The following is a 16,412-nucleotide window of genomic DNA, read 5'->3' as shown; positions in this document are numbered from 1 at the left end:
TAGCCTTGGTGAGGCACCGTTCCTACTGACGAGTAACCGACAGGAGTTTCCCCGATGAGGAGTCCTCTGCCGTGAGCAACCCGATTCAGGCACCGGGTAGCGAGCAAACCTGGACGGCTTCCTCTCTGGGGCCTAGGCAACGTGCGTTGGCCTGGAACCGGCTGGGCACCGAGCAGTTCGACGTGGTGGTGATCGGTGGCGGCGTGGTGGGTTCGGGGTGCGCGCTGGATGCCGCGACCCGCGGGCTCAAGGTGGCGCTGGTGGAAGCGCGCGATTTCGCCTCGGGCACCTCGAGCCGGTCGTCGAAGATGTTCCACGGCGGCCTGCGTTACCTCGAGCAACTGGAGTTCGGGCTGGTGCGCGAGGCGCTGTACGAGCGTGAGCTGTCGCTGACCACGCTGGCGCCGCATCTGGTCAAGCCGATGCCGTTCCTGTTCCCGCTGACGAGTCGTATGTGGGAACGCCCGTACATCGCCGCCGGCATTTTTCTCTACGATCGGCTGGGCGGAGCGAAATCTGTTCCGGCGCAGAAGCATTTGACACGCGCCGGCGCGTTGCGGTTGAGCCCGGGCCTCAAGCGAAGCTCGTTGATCGGTGGAATCCGTTACTACGACACAGTGGTCGACGACGCCCGGCACACCCTGACCGTCGGGCGCACCGCCGCCCATTACGGCGCGGTGGTGCGCACCTCCACTCAGGTGGTCGCCATGCTGCGCGAGGGCGATCGGGTGACCGGTGTGCGCGTCCGCGACACCGAAAACGGCGCGATCACCGAAGTCCGCGGACACGTCGTGGTCAACGCGACCGGGGTGTGGACCGACGAGATCCAGGCATTGTCCAAGCAGCGCGGTCGATTTCAGGTCCGGGCGTCCAAGGGTGTGCACGTGGTGGTGCCGCGCGACCGCATCGTCAGCGACGTCGCGATCATCCTGCGCACCGAGAAATCGGTGATGTTCGTCGTCCCGTGGGGGAGCCATTGGATCATCGGAACCACCGACACCGACTGGAATCTCGACCTGGCCCACCCCGCGGCCACCAAGGCCGACATCGACTACATCCTGCAGACCGTCAACACGGTGCTGGCCATCCCGCTGACCCACGCCGATATCGACGGGGTGTACGCGGGGCTGCGGCCGCTGTTGGCCGGGGAGAGCGAGGAAACCTCCAAGCTGTCCCGGGAGCACGCCGTAGCGGTGCCCGCGCCGGGCTTGGTGGCCATCGCCGGCGGCAAGTACACCACCTACCGGGTGATGGCCGCCGACGCGATTGATGCTGCGGCCCAATTCATTCCGGCCCGGGTAGCGCCGTCGATCACCGAAAAGGTCAGCCTGCTGGGCGCCGATGGTTACTTCGCGCTGATCAACCAGGCCGAACACGTTGCCCAGCTACAGGGTTTGCATCCCTACCGGGTGCGTCATCTGCTGGACCGCTACGGCTCGCTGATCGGCGACGTGCTATCGCTGGCGGCCGAAAGCCCCGATCTTCTCAACCCGATCAAGGAAGCGCCGGGCTACCTGCGGGTGGAGGCGCTGTACGCGGTAATAGGTGAGGGCGCTTTGCATCTGGAGGACATACTGGCCCGGCGGATGCGTGTCTCCATCGAATACCCGCACCGCGGCGTCGACTGCGCCCGCGAGGTTGCCGACGTCGTCGCGCCGGTGCTGGGCTGGTCGGTCGAGGATGTCGAGCGTGAGGTCGCCAACTACGCCGCCCGGGTGGAGGCGGAGATCCTGTCGCAGGCCCAGCCCGACGACGTGTCCGCCGACGAGTTGCGGGCCAGCGCGCCCGAGGCCCGCGCCGAGATCCTCGAGCCGGTCCCGCTCAGTTGAGCAGGCCCTGATATGGCATCAAGGCCGGCGCCACTGCCCATGCGGGACGGACTCGGCCCGGCGCGGGTGCGGCTGCGGGGCGGCCCGGTGCTGGCCGAGCTCACCGCCCGGTTCGGTGCGCAGGCCCGCGCCAAGGTGCTGGCTGCAGAGGTCGTCGGCGCCGATGGTGCGGTAATCGATACCACCACAGTGCTTCCCGCCGGCGCGAGTGTCTACCTCTATCGCGAGCTGCCGGACGAGGTGCCCGTCCCGTTCGACGTCCCGGTGCTGTATCGCGACGCCAACATCGTGGTCGTCGACAAGCCGCACTTCCTGGCCACCATGCCGCGCGGACGCCACGTCGCTCAGACCGCGCTGGTGCGGTTGCGGCGGGAACTGGGGATGCCCGAGCTGAGCCCGGCGCACCGGCTGGACCGGCTGACCGCCGGGGTGCTGCTGTTCACCGCAAGGCGCGAGGTGCGCGGTGCCTACCAAACGCTGTTCTCCCGCGGATTGGTCGGCAAGACATATCTGGCCCGGGCCGCCGTGCACCCGCAGCTGGAGTTGCCCTGCGTGGTGAGGAGCCGAATCATCAAGCGCCGCAGTCACTTACAGGCCGTGTGCGAGCCCGGCGCGCCCAATGCCGAGACCGCCGTGGAGCTGGTATCACCGGAGGGGCTGTACCGGCTCAGTCCCCGCACGGGGCGCACCCATCAGCTGCGCGTGCACATGACGTCGCTGGGGATACCGATCGAGGGTGACCCGTTGTATCCCAATGTCATTGACGTCGCACCCGGCGATTTCAGCACGCCGCTGCGGCTATTGGCGCAGCGCATCGAGTTCACCGATCCGCTGACCGGCGTCCGGCGGGAGTTCGTCAGCCGCCGAGTCGAGCCGTAGGTGTGACGCTGCGCCGAGGTTTTGTCGGTGGCCCGTGGCATGGTCGAACTATGTTTGAACAACCGTCGGGTCATCGGTCCCCACCGGAGGTGATCGACTACTTCGACGAGCTGTTCGAGCGGCACTACCCGTCACGAACGCCGGTGTCGGCGGGACTGTTGGAACAGATCGGCGCGGCCGCGCGCGCGGAGAACCGGGCGGCGGCCGCCCAGCTCGCGGCCATCGGTGAGCTGTTCGGGTATCGGCTGTCGCGCTGCGCGGAGACCGAAAGCTGGGCCGTCGACACCGAGGCGGCGGTCAGCGCGGAGGTCGCAGCCGAGCTGCGGATCAGTCAGGGCCTGGCCGGCAGCAAGGTTCGCTACGCCCGCGCCATGCGGGAGCGGCTGCCGCGGGTGGGCGAGGTCTTCAAGGCCGGCGATATCGACTTTCGGATGTTCGCCACGGTGGTATACCGCACGGACCTGATCACCGACCCTCTGGTGCTGGCGGCGGTGGATGCCCTGCTGGCGGCCAATGTGGCGCGCTGGCCGTCGATGACTCCCGGCCGGCTGGCCGCGCAGATGGACAAGATCGTCGCGCGGGCCGACGCGGATGCGGTGCGGCGTCGCCGGGAGCGCGTAGTGCAGCGAGAGATATGGATTGGCGACGTGGGGGACGGCCTTTCGCATATCGAGGGCACCCTGCTCGCCCCGGATGCGCATCTGCTGGACCGGCGCCTGGACGCGTTGGCGGCCACGGTGTGTGTGCACGACCCACGCACCCGCGAGCAGCGCCGCGCCGATGCGTTGGGAGCGTTGGCGGGCGGGGCGGACCGGCTGGGATGTCGCTGCGGACGCGGCGATTGCGCGGCCGGCAAACGGTCCGCGGGGCCGGTGGTGATCCACGTGGTCGCCGAGCGCGGCAGTCTGGACGGCACCGGCTCGGCGCCGGGCTACGAACTGGGCGCCGAGGGTTTGATCGCGCCGGAGTTGGTCGCCGAGCTGGCCGCTTCGGCCACGCCGGCGCCGCTGACTCACCCGGGCGATGCGCCACCCGAGCCGGGTTATGTGCCGTCAAAGGCGCTGGCCGATTTCGTGCGCTGCCGCGACCTGACGTGCCGCTGGCCCGGCTGCGACCAGCCCGCCGCCAATTGCGACGTCGACCATACGATTCCTTACGCGGACGGTGGGCGCACGCACGCGTCGAACCTCAAATGTTATTGCCGCACACATCATTTGGTGAAACCTTCTGGGGCTGGCAGGAAAAGCAGCTGCCCGACGCGACGCTGATCCTGACCTCACCGGCCGGGCGCACCTATGTCACCACGCCGGGCAGCGCACTGCTGTTCCCGAGTTTGTGCCAGGGCGTCGGCGCGATCGCGGCCGCCGAAGCCGACGTGGCGCCCGATTACTGCGGTGACCGCACGGCGATGATGCCCACTCGGCGCCGCACCCGCGCCCAGGACCGCGCCGGGCGCATCGCGGTCGAACGCCGGCGCAACAGCGACGCCCGCGGGAGTTGGCGGGCCGAAAGCGTGAGCATGGGCTCGGGCTGGAGCAGCGGTGCCGGGCCACCCGGCGCCGACGATCCGCCACCCTTCTAGCGGTATGGACGCCGCACGACCGGGTAGCCCGCGCCTATGGACATCACCGTCACATTCGTGGGCAACGCCACCACGCTGATTTCCGCGGGCGGGCTGACTCTGTTGACCGACCCCAATTTCTTGCACCGGGGGCAACGCGCCTACCTCGGCCATGGGCTGGTATCCAAGCGGCTCAAGGAGCCGGCGTTGCGGCTCAGCGAACTTCCCCCGGTCGACGCGATCGTGCTGTCACACATGCACGGCGATCACTGGGACAGGGTGTCGCAGCAGGGCCTCGACCACGAACTGCCCGTCGTCACCACCCCGCACGCCGCCAAGCGGCTGCACAGGCGTGGCTTCGCGCAGGCGCGTGGCCTGACCACCTGGCAGCAGTACACGATCACGAAGGGCCGCACCACGTTCACCCTCACATCGTTGCCGGGGCGTCACGCGCCGGGGTGGAGCCAGCGGCTGCTCCCGCCGGTGATGGGCACCATGCTGGAGGTCGCCGCCGACGATGGCTCGGCCCGGCGCCGCCTCTACATTTCCGGCGACACCCTGCTGATCGAGGAGCTCACGGAGATTCCCGCGCGGTTCAACCCGATCGATGTGGGCATGCTGCACCTCGGCGGCACCCGACTGCCCGCCGGCGGGCGCCTTCCGTTCGGACTGACCGTGACCATGGACGGCCGTCAGGGCGCCGAACTCGTCGCGATGCTGGCCCTCCCGAAGGCCATCCCGGTGCACTTTGACGACTATGCGGTCTTCGCGTCGCCGCTGGCCGACTTCACCCGGGAAATGCAGCACCGAGGCATGGGGGACCGGATCATCACGCTGGACCGCGGCGCCTCGGTGACCGTTTGAAAGACGGCCGGTGTCGCGCCAGTGCACCTGGCCGGCAATGTCAAATCGCTCTCAGCGTTGGGTATAGGGTGTCCTAACACGTGTCGGTCGAATTGGGAGGTCCCGGCCGCAGGTGACAGGCTTCGAGTTGCAGAGTTTCAGGGTTCTTCGCGGCCTGGTCAACGCAAATTTGCTGAGGCGTTCTCAGCGTGGGCATTGTGAGACGTGATGGATCTTTTTGCACCCCCAGAGGTCACCTCGACGCTCATCCACACCGGGCCGGGAGCGGGTTCGCTGATCGAGGCCGCCGGCGCCTGGCAGCGTCTGGCCGTCGAGCTGGAGAATTCGATCTCCACCTATGCCTCGACGTTGTCGTCGCTCATCGATTCCTGGGACGGGCCGTCGGCGATGGCGATGCTGCAGTCCGTCCAGCCCTACCTGCTCTGGCTGCGCGAGACCGCCCAGCAATCCGCGCAGATGGCCACCTCGGCCGAGGCCGCCGCGTCGGCTTTCACCGCCGTCCGGTCCACGGTCGTTCATCCCTCGGTGGTTACGTCCAACCGGACGCGGTTGGCGCGGCTGCTGGCCACCAACCGTTTCGGCACCAACACGGCGGCCATCGCCGAGACCGAGAACGAATACCAGACCATGTGGGCGAACAACTCGGCGGCGATGAGCCGATATCAGGCGTCGTCGTCGCAGGCGACCACGCCGCTGTCGAATTTCAATTCCCCGCTGTCCACCACCGATCCGAGCGGGACGGCCAGGCAAGAGCTGGCGGTGAACCAGGCCCAGGCTTTGGGCGCAGGCAACGCGGGGAACGCATTGGCTTCGGACCTCTCGGGCGCCGGTCTCTTCGGCAGCGACGGTGACCCCAACGGCGGGTGGTTCGGCTACTTCAGCACCTGGGGCAACCAGTTCATCTCGTCCGGCTTTCCCGTCAACATGCTCAGCTACCTGGCGCAGAACTCGTCGGCCAGCGCGCTGCAGAGCGTGGGCGGCGACATCGGCAGCGGCCTGTCGGAGGGGCTCGGAGCGGCCACGGCGAGCCTGTCCAACGCGGTCAAAGGCATCGGCGCGGGCATGGCGCCGACGGGGGCAATGGGCGTTGGGGTGTCGCTGGGCAAGCTGACCGCTCCTCCCGCCGTGGTGGGGCTGCTACCGGGCACGCAGACCGGGGTGCAGCTCGCATCCGCCGCCTCGCCGCTGTCGGCGGCGGAATCGGGGTTCCCGATGATGCCGATGATGGTGCCGCCGACGACGGGCTCGGCGGGCACCGGCTGGCGCAAACGCAAACAGCAGAAGTACGAGGATGTCGCCGTCGGCCGGGAGGTCAAGGGCAAAGTGATGCCTCGAAACCCATCGGCGGGTTGAGGCGATGGCGCCCCACGACCGCGGATGCCGGACACCGCCACCGCGCAGGTCAACGGCGACCAGCAGCACGACACCGCGATGTCCAGCCCTCATTCTCTCGCGAATCGCCGGACGGGCCGACGCAGAGCGTTCGCCCAACCCACGTTCTTCCCCAAGGTAAAGGTTCATGGATTTCGGGATACTGCCGCCGGAGGTTACTTCGGCGCTGATCCATTCTGGGCCCGGCGCTTGGTCATGGATCGCGGCCGCCGGCGCCTGGCAGGAGCTCAGCACGGAGCTCGAACAATCCGCCGCCGGCTACACCGCGGAGTTGTCGTGGCTGATGACGACCTGGCATGGCCCGTCCGCCCTGGCGATGGCCCAAGCGCTAGAACCTTATTTGGACTGGCTGCGCCTCACCGCGCAGCAGTGCCAGGAGATCGCCGCGTCGGTGGAAGTCATGGCCGCGTCATTCGAGTTGACGCACTGGACGGTGGTGCATCCCTCGCTGGTCGCCGCCAACCGCGCGCGGCTGGCGATGTTGTTGGCCACCAACTTCTTCGGGATCAACTACCCGGCCATCACTGAAACCGAAGCCGAGTACAACGCCATGTGGGTGAACAACTCGGCGGCATTGGTCCGCTACGACGCGACCTCGGCGAGCACCGTCAGACCGCCCGCCTTCGTGCCGCCGCCCCCAGTTGCCAATCCGTCGGGCGTCACGACGCAAGCCGCCATGGTGCCGGCCACGAATACCGCCAATGTCGGAACGCAGACCGCGGCCGCTCTCTCGGGGACAAGTCAAAACCTCGCCGCCTCCAGCGCCTTTGGTCTAGATCCTGACTCGGGCTGGTTCAGATACTTCAGCGTTTGGGGATGGCAGTTCATCGCAAGTGGATTCCCGGTCAACATGCTCAGCTACCTCGCGCAGGTCAGCAGCGCGCAGGCCCTGCAAGGTGGCGTTGCCACCGATATTTTCGGCGGCCTGTCCGAAGCCGCGGCTGATTTGTCGGCGGCGGACGCGAGCCTGGTCAGTGCAGCCGGATCCTTGGCGCCCCGTGCGACGCTGGGCGTCGGTATTTCGCTCGGCAACCTGACCATGCCGCCCGCGACGGTGGGAATGCTGGGGTCTTCGGCACCGGTGCAGCTGGCGTCAGCGGTCTCCGCGCTGCCCCCGGGGGCCGGCCAGACACCCATGCTCCCGATGGTTCCGATGCGCCCGACGCGTGGTTCGGCGAACCGTCGCCGGCGTAAGGGACGCGACTACGACGATATTGAATACGGCGCAGAGCTGCCGGGCACCGTAATGCACAGGCCGCCGTCGGCCGGATAGCGCTGCCTGCGCGATTTCATCATGCGGTTGCGGACGATGTGTTCGACCAGGATGGGGACGAAGGTCTGCACCGGCGCGTCGATGAATCGTTGCGCCGTCTCTTCGCACCAGCGCCTGATCTGAGCGTTGCGCCGTTCGTCAGCGTTCCCCTCGTGACGGGCCAGCTTGTCGGCCACTTCCGCCACCGATCGCCCAACCGTGACCCGGACGGCCGGGGGAACTGCGGCGGCGGCAGCGGTGGACGCTCGCACCGCGTCGAGTGCCCGGAGGGCGGCGTCCTCATCGGTGTCCGGCCGGATGACATGCAGGGTGAGGTGGCGGCCGTTCCCGCCCATCACGATGACGCTGGCCTCCTCGTCACTGGCAAAGCCCAGTAATTCGATTGTGTGCCCGTCGATTTCAGCGAGCGCGGGCGCATTGTGCCAGCCGTTGCGGCGGTAGCCCACCATGACGATCTGCCCTAGCCGACCCGACAACGACGCCACGAGGCCCGGCAGCTCGTCGGCCAGGTTCGTCGACCGCGGCCACCAGGCGCCGTCGACGTGCTCGGACACAGCCCGATATGGCTTGAGCTGCAACCGGTTTGATTGCTCCATGTCACCCACCTGCTCGCAGAATCTCCGGGGTCTGACGACCCCCGGTTACGTCAAGACCATCACGGGTAGTCGGCGACCGCGGCGCTAGTGAGTGGCTGGCGGGTTTACCGATCGTGAACAACGTATTTCCGCAGGTCGCATGTGCAGGGCCAGGTATGGCGCGGGGGCAAGGCGCAGCTCGCGATGTTCAAGCGCCGCGACTGGCTGTAGGCGGCGTTGCGGGCAGCGACGGGACGAATCGAAACTCCTTAGGAGATACCCTGATTGGGATAGGGTCGCGCTGACGTGCAGATCTCAGGATCCAGACGATGCCGCACTATCCGCGTACTTCGGGCAGTACGCCTTGATGCTGACCCCGACGAAATAGCCGGCGTGATAGCTGTCCAGCGTGCTGCTGGACAGCACGTTGTTGGCGACCTGTTCCGGTGACTGGCCCGTGTCGAGTTCGTGACAGACGGTATGCCCGGAGTTGACCGCGGTGTCGGGCGACTCGTAGTTGATGCCCTTGGCTTTCAGTGCGGCCAAAAATGCGTCATCGGCGGACGTGGCGTGGGCGGTCGCGGATGCCACCAGCGTGCCGAGTAGCCCGGCCGCCGGCAGCACGCCGATCGCCAGGAGCGATAGCGGTCGGATGGGCTTGCGCATCTGGGTGGTCGTCATTTCTGATACTCCCGTGGAACAGAAGTGCCGTTGCTTGCTGAAGGCGGGGCTAGTTCGCATGCTTGCATCTCGCGGCGTGGCCCGGTGCCGTATCGCCGATAATGCGGTGTGTGCCACACAAGCGTTTGCTCCGCGGTCGGATGCGCGTTACCGGCGAGGCTTCGGCGACGCGCCGCCGGTGATCTGACGACATGGCATACGCGCGGTGGTTGTGGCTCGGTGTGGTGGCAATTTGCGTGGTCGGCTGCGGTGTGCGGCACGTGTCGGCGGCTAGCGCTCGAGAAATCTCCGGCACATTTCGATCCGGCGGCATGGACCGAACCTACATGTTGCACGTGCCGGCGGGCGAGCCCGTCGGGCTGGTGCTCAGTTTGCACGGCGGCGGCGGTACCGGGTTCTCGCAGCGCGGCCTGACGGGCTTCAACACAGTTGCTGATGCCCACAATCTGTTGGTGGTCTACCCCGACGGTTACGACAAGAGCTGGGCCGACGGGCGTGGCGCGTCGCCCGCCGATCGCCGCCACATCAATGACGTGACCTTCCTGGTCGGGCTGGTGAACAAGCTGCAGAACGACTACCGCATCGCTCCCGGGCACGTTTTCGTCACCGGGATGTCCAACGGGGGCTTCATGAGCAACCGGCTGGCGTGCGACCGAGCCGACGTTTTCGCCGCGGTCGCGCCGGTGGCCGGGACCCTGGGCGTCGGGGTGGCCTGTAATCCGTCGCGCCCGGTGTCGGTCTGGGAAGCCCACGGGACCGCTGACCCGCTGGTGCCGTTCAAGGGTGGGACAGTGCGCGGGCGCGGCGGGGTCAGCCACTCCATCTCGGCGGACAACATGGTGGACAAGTGGCGCTCGGTCGATGGCTGCCAGGGAGAGCCGGCGATGGAGGCGCTACCGGATGTCCGCGACGGCACCGTCGTGCACCGCTACCGGTCCACGGTGTGCGCGGCCAACACCGAGGTGGTGTTCTACAAGATCAACAGGGGCGGGCACACCTGGCCGGGCGGCAGGCAATATCTGCCGGCGGCCGTCATCGGTCCCACCACGCGCGCGCTCGACGGGTCCGAGGCCATCGCCCAGTTCTTCCTCGCCCACGCACGCGACTAAGCCCGCGAAGAAGTGCCACGCGCTTCAGCGCTGGCAGGACGGGCACCAATACGTCACCCGATCCCCGGAGTCGTCGAAGGTGACCCGGGTACCGCACCGGCGGCACGGCTGCCCGGATCGCCCGTAGACCCACAGCTGCCGTCCCGCCCGGGTGTCGCCGGTGGTGCACCGGTTCCAACGGAAGCGGTTGAGCCACAACATGTCTCGCGCGCGCGAGACCAGCCGATGCGGGTCGGCGATGTCGCGCACCGGCGCGGTGGGCAGATGCCCGGAAAGGAAACACAATTCGTTGCTGTAGACGTTGCCGACCCCGGCCAGCAGGCGCTGGTCCAACAGTGCGTCGGCGATCGGCCGGTCCGGGTCGGCCGTCAGGTTGGCGGCGGCGAGCGCGGGATCCCAATCCTCGCCCAGCAGATCGGGTCCGAGGTGCGCGACCGCGTCGCCGTCACGCTCGCGCTCCAGGATCTCCAGCACGCCCAAGTCGACGCCGACGGCGCGGACGCTGTCGGTCTCCAAGATGATGCGCGCGCGGTGGTCGACCCGCACCGAGCGGTTGCCGACCCGCCAGCTGCCGTCCATTTTCAGATGCGAGTGAATGCTGGCGGTTCCCACCCGGATGAACAAATGCTTTCCGCGACTGAGCACCTCGTCGACCACTTGCCCGGTGAGGTCGACGGTGGCGAACCGCGGCACCCGGACGTCGCAACGGGTCAGGGTGCCGCCGACCAGGCGCTCGCGCAGCACGGCGGCGGTGTGCCAGACGGTGTCACCTTCGGGCATGTCAGCGCAGCCGCATTCCACGCGGAGTCCGGGCGAATCCGGCGTCGGAGAGCGCGTCGACCGGGCCGGGCCCGTCCGGGCGGGGCTGCAGGGCCGGCACCGCGTCGATCCGTTCGACCAGGATCGACGCGACCCGCCGGGACGAGACCAGGTCGGCCAGCGCCGTGGCCGCGGCGAGATGTGCGGCGGGGTCGTCGGTGAAGGTGAGCAGCGACCGCCCGCCGCGCTCGAGGAACCAGGCCAGCTCGCCGTCGACCAGCACCACCAGCGCACCGGCCTTGCGGCCCGGGCGTGCCCCCGGCCCTCCAGACCCCGAGGCCTCGCCCCGGGAGGCGGGCCATGCCAGCGCCGCGCCGTAGGGGTTGGCCGGATCCGCGGCGGCCAGCGCGACCGCCCGGTACTCGGGCCGTTCCGGGTCGACCCCGTCGGAGTAGGCGCGCAGCCGGTCGACGGTCGACGCGACGGCGAACTGCGCCCCGCCCAGCGACTCGATGAAGTAGCCGCGCTGGCACCGGCCGGCGTCCTCGAATGTGCTCAGCACCTTGTACAGGGTGGCGAACCCGCCGGGCACGCCCTCGGCCGTCACCGCGCCCCGGGTCAGCACGCCGTGGCGGCCCAGCAGGAGTTCGGCTTGGTAGTGGGCGCGCAGCGTGGAGTCCGGCTCCGGGGCAGGCAGGATCGACCACCGCCCGGCCACGGTCGGGTCGGCGGGGCGGGACTGCGGGTGCGCGACGCTGTATCGGCTCAGCCGTGGCGGGCGATGCGACCGGTGCGCGGGCGCCGAGCGCTTGCGGGTTCCGGTGCCACCGATCAGGGCGCGCACCGGGGCGAACGTGTCGCCGGTGATCCACCCGGCCCAGATCAGTTCCCACAGCGCGGCTTTGAGCTCGGACTCGGGGAATCCGCTTTGCGTGAGCTGGCGGAAGAAGTAGGCACCCCCCGGCGCGAGCGTGTCCAGGACGGCGCGGTGGGCGTCGCCCAATTCGATGTCGGCGGGCCCGGGCAGTGTCAATGGCGCGGATTCGCTGGGGTGCAACGCGATCCAGCCGTCGCCGCTGGAAATCGACCCGGCACCCGACCAGGTGACTTCGCCGGTGGCCAGCAGCTCGTCGAGCAGCGCGGGGGAGTAGTCGCGGACCCGGGGGGCCAGCACCAGCGGCTCGATCGCCGAGGCCGGCATCCGTACCCCGGCCAGCTGGTCGATCACCGACACCAGGCCGTCCAGCCCGGAATGGCCTGGGGAGCGCGACGATTCGGCCACCCCCACCCGGTGCCAGGCCGGCAGGAAGCGCCCGTAGGCGGCGGTGCTCACCGGCTCGACCTGGGCCCGCAGCGCCGCCAGCGACCGCCGCCGCAGGATGCGCAATACGTCGGCGTCACACCACTGCTCACCCCCGGCCACGGGCGCCCCTGCCGCCTCGGCCGCGGCGACGAAGTCGCCGCGCACCAGCCGGCCGTCACCGGCCAGCCGGCCCAGGATGTCGGCGGTCACTCGCAGCCCCAGCCCGAACCGGGCGGCGGCCTCGGCCGTGGTGAACGGGGTGTGGGTGCGCGCGTAGCGACCCAGCAATTCGCCCAGCGGGTCGGCGACCTCCTCGGTGAAGGCGGCCGGCACGCCGAGGGGAACCGCGATGCCGATGCCGTCGCGCAGCCGGCCGATGTCCTCGATGGCCACCCACCAGCTGCGCCCGGCGAACGAAACCGTCAGCGCGCGCCGCGCCGCGCGCAACCCCTCCAGCCAGCCGCCCACGTCGGCGCCGCCGGCACGCGCGGCCACCTCGTCCTCGGCCAGCGGGCCCAGCAGCCGCAACAGGTCCGCGACGGCCTCGGCGTCGCGGGCGGCCCGGTCGGCCGAGAGGTGCTGAAGTTGGCGGCCGGTGGCGGCGATGATCTCGGGATCGAGCAGTTCGCGCAGCTCCACCCGGCCCAGCAGCTCGGCCAGCAGCGTGCTGTCCAGGGAGAGCGCGGCGGCCCTGCGCTCGGCCAGCGGGCTGTCGCCTTCATACATGAACGCGCCGACGTAGCCGAACAGCAGCGACGCCGCAAACGGCGACGGCCGCTGCGTCTCGACCTCGAGCACCCGCACCCGCCGCTGCGCGATACCGGTCATCAGCAGGGTCAGGGCCGGGACGTCGTAGACGTCCTGTAGGCATTCGCGGATGGTCTCCAGCACCACCGGGAAATCGGGGTATTTGCGGGCCACTGCCAGCAACTGGGCGGCGCGCTGGCGCTGCTGCCACAACGGCGATCGGCGCCCGGGGTGCCGGCGCGGCAACAGCAGGGCGCGGGCCGCGCACTCGCGGAACCGCGAGGCGAACAGCGCCGAGCCGCCCACCTCGGCGGTGACGATCGGGTCGATCTCCTCGGCGTCGAAGACGAAAAGGTCGGCGCCGGGCGGGGCATCCCCGGAGTCGGACAACACGTCCGGCAGGCGCACCACGACGCCGTCGTCGGAAGCGGTGGGTTTCTCGTCGATGCCGTAGCGCTCGCGCAGCCGGCGGGCCACCGCCAGCGCCAGCGGTCCGTTCACTGAAAGCCCGTACGGCGAGTGCAGGATCACCCGCCAGTCGCCCAGCTCGTCGCGGAACCGCTCGACCAGCAGGGTGGTGTCGGTGGGCACCACCCCGGCGGCGCTCCGCTGTTCATCGAGCAGACGCAAAAGGTTGTCCGTGGCGTATGCATCGAAACCCAGGCCGGCGCAGCGCGAATCGAAGGCCTCGCGCTTCAAGCCGGCCAGCTCGCCGGTGAACGCGCCGAGCGCGGCACCCAGCTCGGCCGGGCGGCCCAGGCCGTCGCCGCGCCAGAACGGCAGCCTGGCCGGCTGGCCCGGTGCGGGAATCACCAGCACCCGGTCGTGGGTGATCTCGGTGATCCGCCAGCTGGTGGCGCCCAGCGAGATGACGTCGCCGGGCCGCGACTCGTAGACCATTTCCTCTTCGAGTTCGCCTACCCGCGAAGGCTTTTCGGCTTCGGAGGCAAGGTAGACGGTGAACAGTCCCCGATCGGGGATGGCGCCGCCGGACGTCACGGCCAGCCGCTGCGCGCCGGGGCGGGCGGTCAACGTGCCGGTGTCGCGGTCGTACACCAACCGCGGTCGCAGCTCGGCGAATTCGGTGGACGGATACTTGCCGCTCAACAGGTCCAGGGTGGCCTCGTACACGCTGCGCGGCAGCGTCGCGAACGGTGCGGCCCGCCGGACCGTGTCGAACCACCGGTCGGCGTCCAGCGGCTCCAGTGCCGCCGCCGCCACGGTCTGCTGCGCGAGGATGTCGAGCGGATTGGCGGGCACCCGCATGGTTTCGATCTGGCCGGTGAGCATGCGCTGGACGCTGACCGCGCAGCCGATCAGGTCGGTGCGGTGCTTGGGGAACAGCACTCCCTGCGAGACCTCGCCGACCTGGTGGCCGGCGCGGCCGATGCGTTGCAGGCCGCTGGCCACCGAGGGCGGCGCCTCCACCTGGATCACGAGATCGACGGCGCCCATGTCGATCCCCAGCTCCAGGCTCGAGGTGGCCACCACCGCCTTGAGCAGCCCACGTTTGAGGTCCTCTTCGACCAGCGCGCGCTGCTCCTTGCTCACCGAACCGTGGTGAGCGCGGGCCAGCATCGGGGCGGCGCCGTAGGTCTGGCCGCTGCCCATGATGTGCGCCGGAGCGCCGCCGGCCACCTTCGGATTGGCGTCCGTGGTGAGCTCCATGCCGCTGCGTTCGGCGTGAATCTCGTTGAGGCGTGCGGTAAGTCGCTCGGCCAGCCGCCGTGAATTGGCGAAGACGATGGTGGAATTGTGCGATTCGATCAGGTCGACCAGGCGGTTCTCAACGTCTGGCCAGATGGAGGGGGTACCTCCCGCTTGCGGGGGCGTGTTCGCCAGGTTGGCCATGTCGGGCACCGGCACCTGCACGCTGAGCTCGACCGTCTTGGCCGACGGCGGGGCCACGATGGTCGTCGGCGCCTGTCCGGACAGGAACCGCGCAAGTTCCTCGGGCGGGCGCACCGTCGCCGACAACCCGATGCGCTGCGCGGGCTTGTCCTCCCGCAGCGCGTCGAGGCGCTCCAGCGACACGGCCAGGTGCGCGCCGCGCTTTCCGGCGGCGATGGCGTGGATCTCGTCCACGATCACCGTCTGCACGCCGGCCAGGGTCTCGCGGGCGGCCGAGGTGAGCATCAGAAACAGCGACTCGGGAGTGGTGATCAACACGTCGGGCGGTCGGTTGATCAGTTGACGACGGGCGGCGGGCGGGGTGTCCCCGGAACGGACCCCGACGCTGATGTCGGGCGCGTCCAGCCCCTGGCGTTCCGCGATGCGGGTGAGCCCGGCCAGCGGAGTGCGCAGGTTGCGCTCGACGTCGACCGCCAGCGCCTTGAGTGGTGATACGTAAAGCACTCGCGTACCGGGCGGGTGCTCCGTCGAGCCGGCGAGGCTGTCCAGCGCCCAAAGAAACGCCGCCAGCGTCTTGCCCGATCCGGTGGGCGCGATCACCAGGGTGTTGTGGCCGTCGGCGATGGCGTTCCAGGCTTCGGCCTGCGCGGTGGTCGGTGCGTCGAAGGTGCTGGTGAACCACTCGCGGGTGATCGCGCTGAACCGGCCCAGCGGGTCGGGGCGGCCGGACGGCCCGGAATCAGCGCGAGTGCTCACTCACCCATCGTGCCAACCGCCACCGACAAGATGCAGCTCCGCTCACAGGCGCGAGGTGGACATCGCCTCGCCGAGTTCCTCGGGGACCTCCGGAACCCGCGCGATCGCGTCCAGCAGCGAGTGCGCGCAGGCGTCGGCGAGCTTCTCGGCGTCGGTAGTGGGGTCGATGATCCGTTGCCGGCAGATCTCGAAGGTCAATGCCAGCCAGCCGTTCAGAATCACCCGCAGGTGCCGCTCGACGGCGGGCGCCATGCTCGACCCGTTGACCTCGCCGAGCAACCGGTTGATCCGGGACATGATGTGTTCCATCTGGCGGTTCTTGGCATCGTCCTCGACGCCAAGCAGCACCGGGTCGGACCGGCCCAGGCCGACGTACGCGGCCCACGCGGCCTCCGGGTTCTGCTCGTGGTAGGCCATGTAGGCCAGCACACCGGCCCGGATCTCCTCGTACATGGTCAGACCGGTCGCGTCGTCCATGTTGGTGTTCTCGTACAGGCGGTCGGCCTCGTCTTTGACAACCGCCGCGAAGAATGCGCGCTTGTCGGGGAAGTAGTGGTACATCAGGGCCCGAGACACCCCGGCGCGTTCCGCGATCTCATCGATGCGGACCTCGTCGTAAGGTCGCTTCCCAAAGACCTCTGCTCCCAAAGCGAGCAGCTCAGCGCGTCGATCCTCGGGGGATAAGCGCCTGCGGGCTGTTGGCATGTGTCAGATAGTACTCATCTGACATGAGACGCCAGCCACATTGGATTCATCCGAACTCCACTCCCTGGACCAGCGGTAAGTCACCGGAAATAATTGACGGTGTTGGTACTTTGGCGCATGTTGGCCTT

General features: G+C 69.0%; 11 protein-coding genes and 1 pseudogene. 7 read left to right on the top strand and 5 right to left on the bottom strand.

Annotated elements, in window-relative coordinates; all coding sequences use genetic code 11:
• Positions 1-71 precede the first annotated feature (71 nt).
• The 6 genes and pseudogenes from VFW69_RS20785 to VFW69_RS20760 all read left to right on the top strand — a co-directional run bounded on the left by VFW69_RS20785 (position 72) and on the right by VFW69_RS20760 (position 7,798).
• A complete protein-coding gene (locus VFW69_RS20785) occupies positions 72-1,829 on the top strand; it encodes a glycerol-3-phosphate dehydrogenase/oxidase (RefSeq protein WP_526504099.1) in 1,758 nt (585 codons plus the stop codon).
• Positions 1,830-1,841: 12 nt separating this feature from the next.
• On the top strand, positions 1,842-2,708 hold the full coding sequence (locus tag VFW69_RS20780) for a pseudouridine synthase (RefSeq protein WP_526504097.1): 867 nt from the start codon (positions 1,842-1,844) through the stop codon (positions 2,706-2,708).
• A gap of 50 nt (positions 2,709-2,758) precedes the next feature.
• Positions 2,759-4,290: pseudogene (locus tag VFW69_RS20775) on the top strand (HNH endonuclease signature motif containing protein).
• A 36-nt stretch (positions 4,291-4,326) separates the two neighbouring features.
• Entirely contained in the window at positions 4,327-5,133 is an 807-nt protein-coding gene (locus VFW69_RS20770) for an MBL fold metallo-hydrolase (RefSeq protein ID WP_526504095.1), read from the top strand.
• A gap of 207 nt (positions 5,134-5,340) precedes the next feature.
• Positions 5,341-6,486, top strand: coding sequence for a PPE family protein (locus tag VFW69_RS20765; RefSeq protein WP_526504093.1), 1,146 nt, complete (start codon positions 5,341-5,343; stop codon positions 6,484-6,486).
• Between the two features lie 166 nt (positions 6,487-6,652).
• Positions 6,653-7,798 carry a PPE family protein gene (locus tag VFW69_RS20760; protein WP_526504091.1) on the top strand — a complete coding sequence of 382 codons (1,146 nt, stop codon included), beginning with the start codon at positions 6,653-6,655 and terminating at the stop codon, positions 7,796-7,798.
• On the opposite strand, the gene VFW69_RS20755 is transcribed toward VFW69_RS20760, so the two are convergent.
• Together VFW69_RS20755 and VFW69_RS20750 are read right to left on the bottom strand one after the other, a co-directional pair.
• A complete protein-coding gene (locus VFW69_RS20755) occupies positions 7,729-8,394 on the bottom strand; it encodes a DUF5994 family protein (RefSeq protein ID WP_526504089.1) in 666 nt (221 codons plus the stop codon). The genes VFW69_RS20760 and VFW69_RS20755 overlap by 70 nt on opposite strands.
• A gap of 294 nt (positions 8,395-8,688) precedes the next feature.
• The gene (locus VFW69_RS20750) at positions 8,689-9,054 is read right to left on the bottom strand and encodes a DUF732 domain-containing protein (protein WP_526504087.1); all 366 of its coding nucleotides are present in this window, start codon (positions 9,052-9,054) and stop codon (positions 8,689-8,691) included.
• A gap of 191 nt (positions 9,055-9,245) precedes the next feature.
• Between VFW69_RS20750 and VFW69_RS20745 the strand changes: the two genes are divergently transcribed.
• On the top strand, positions 9,246-10,163 hold the full coding sequence (locus VFW69_RS20745) for an extracellular catalytic domain type 1 short-chain-length polyhydroxyalkanoate depolymerase (protein ID WP_526504085.1): 918 nt from the start codon (positions 9,246-9,248) through the stop codon (positions 10,161-10,163).
• Positions 10,164-10,187: 24 nt separating this feature from the next.
• Here the strand turns inward: VFW69_RS20745 and nei2 are convergent, their stop codons facing one another.
• The 3 genes from nei2 to VFW69_RS20730 are packed head-to-tail and all read right to left on the bottom strand — an operon-like array spanning position 10,188 to position 16,284.
• Positions 10,188-10,943, bottom strand: a complete 756-nt coding sequence (gene nei2 / locus VFW69_RS20740) for an endonuclease VIII Nei2 (protein WP_526504083.1) — start codon at positions 10,941-10,943, stop codon at positions 10,188-10,190.
• A 1-nt stretch (position 10,944) separates the two neighbouring features.
• Positions 10,945-15,579: an ATP-dependent helicase gene (locus tag VFW69_RS20735; RefSeq protein WP_526504081.1), complete on the bottom strand. Its 4,635-nt coding sequence runs from the start codon at positions 15,577-15,579 to the stop codon at positions 10,945-10,947.
• A 42-nt stretch (positions 15,580-15,621) separates the two neighbouring features.
• The gene (locus VFW69_RS20730) at positions 15,622-16,284 is read right to left on the bottom strand and encodes a TetR/AcrR family transcriptional regulator (RefSeq protein WP_526504079.1); all 663 of its coding nucleotides are present in this window, start codon (positions 16,282-16,284) and stop codon (positions 15,622-15,624) included.
• Positions 16,285-16,412: the final 128 nt, after the last annotated feature.

The sequence above is a fragment of the Mycobacterium sp. genome, from assembly GCF_036273375.1.
GTDB lineage: Bacteria > Actinomycetota > Actinomycetes > Mycobacteriales > Mycobacteriaceae > Mycobacterium.
This window is presented reverse-complemented; position numbering and strand designations above follow the sequence as displayed.

Bases quoted from the DNA above. Each gene is read 5' to 3' on its own strand.
- VFW69_RS20745 (WP_526504085.1), top strand. From the start codon at position 9,246: ATGGCATACGCGCGGTGGTTGTGGCTCGGTGTGGTGGCAATTTGCGTG.
- VFW69_RS20765 (WP_526504093.1), top strand. From the start codon at position 5,341: ATGGATCTTTTTGCACCCCCAGAGGTCACCTCGACGCTCATCCACACC.
- VFW69_RS20750 (WP_526504087.1), bottom strand. From the start codon at position 9,054: ATGACGACCACCCAGATGCGCAAGCCCATCCGACCGCTATCGCTCCTG.
- VFW69_RS20755 (WP_526504089.1), bottom strand. From the start codon at position 8,394: ATGGAGCAATCAAACCGGTTGCAGCTCAAGCCATATCGGGCTGTGTCC.
- VFW69_RS20780 (WP_526504097.1), top strand. From the start codon at position 1,842: ATGGCATCAAGGCCGGCGCCACTGCCCATGCGGGACGGACTCGGCCCG.
- VFW69_RS20770 (WP_526504095.1), top strand. From the start codon at position 4,327: ATGGACATCACCGTCACATTCGTGGGCAACGCCACCACGCTGATTTCC.
- VFW69_RS20760 (WP_526504091.1), top strand. From the start codon at position 6,653: ATGGATTTCGGGATACTGCCGCCGGAGGTTACTTCGGCGCTGATCCAT.
- nei2 (WP_526504083.1), bottom strand. From the start codon at position 10,943: ATGCCCGAAGGTGACACCGTCTGGCACACCGCCGCCGTGCTGCGCGAG.
- VFW69_RS20730 (WP_526504079.1), bottom strand. From the start codon at position 16,284: ATGCCAACAGCCCGCAGGCGCTTATCCCCCGAGGATCGACGCGCTGAG.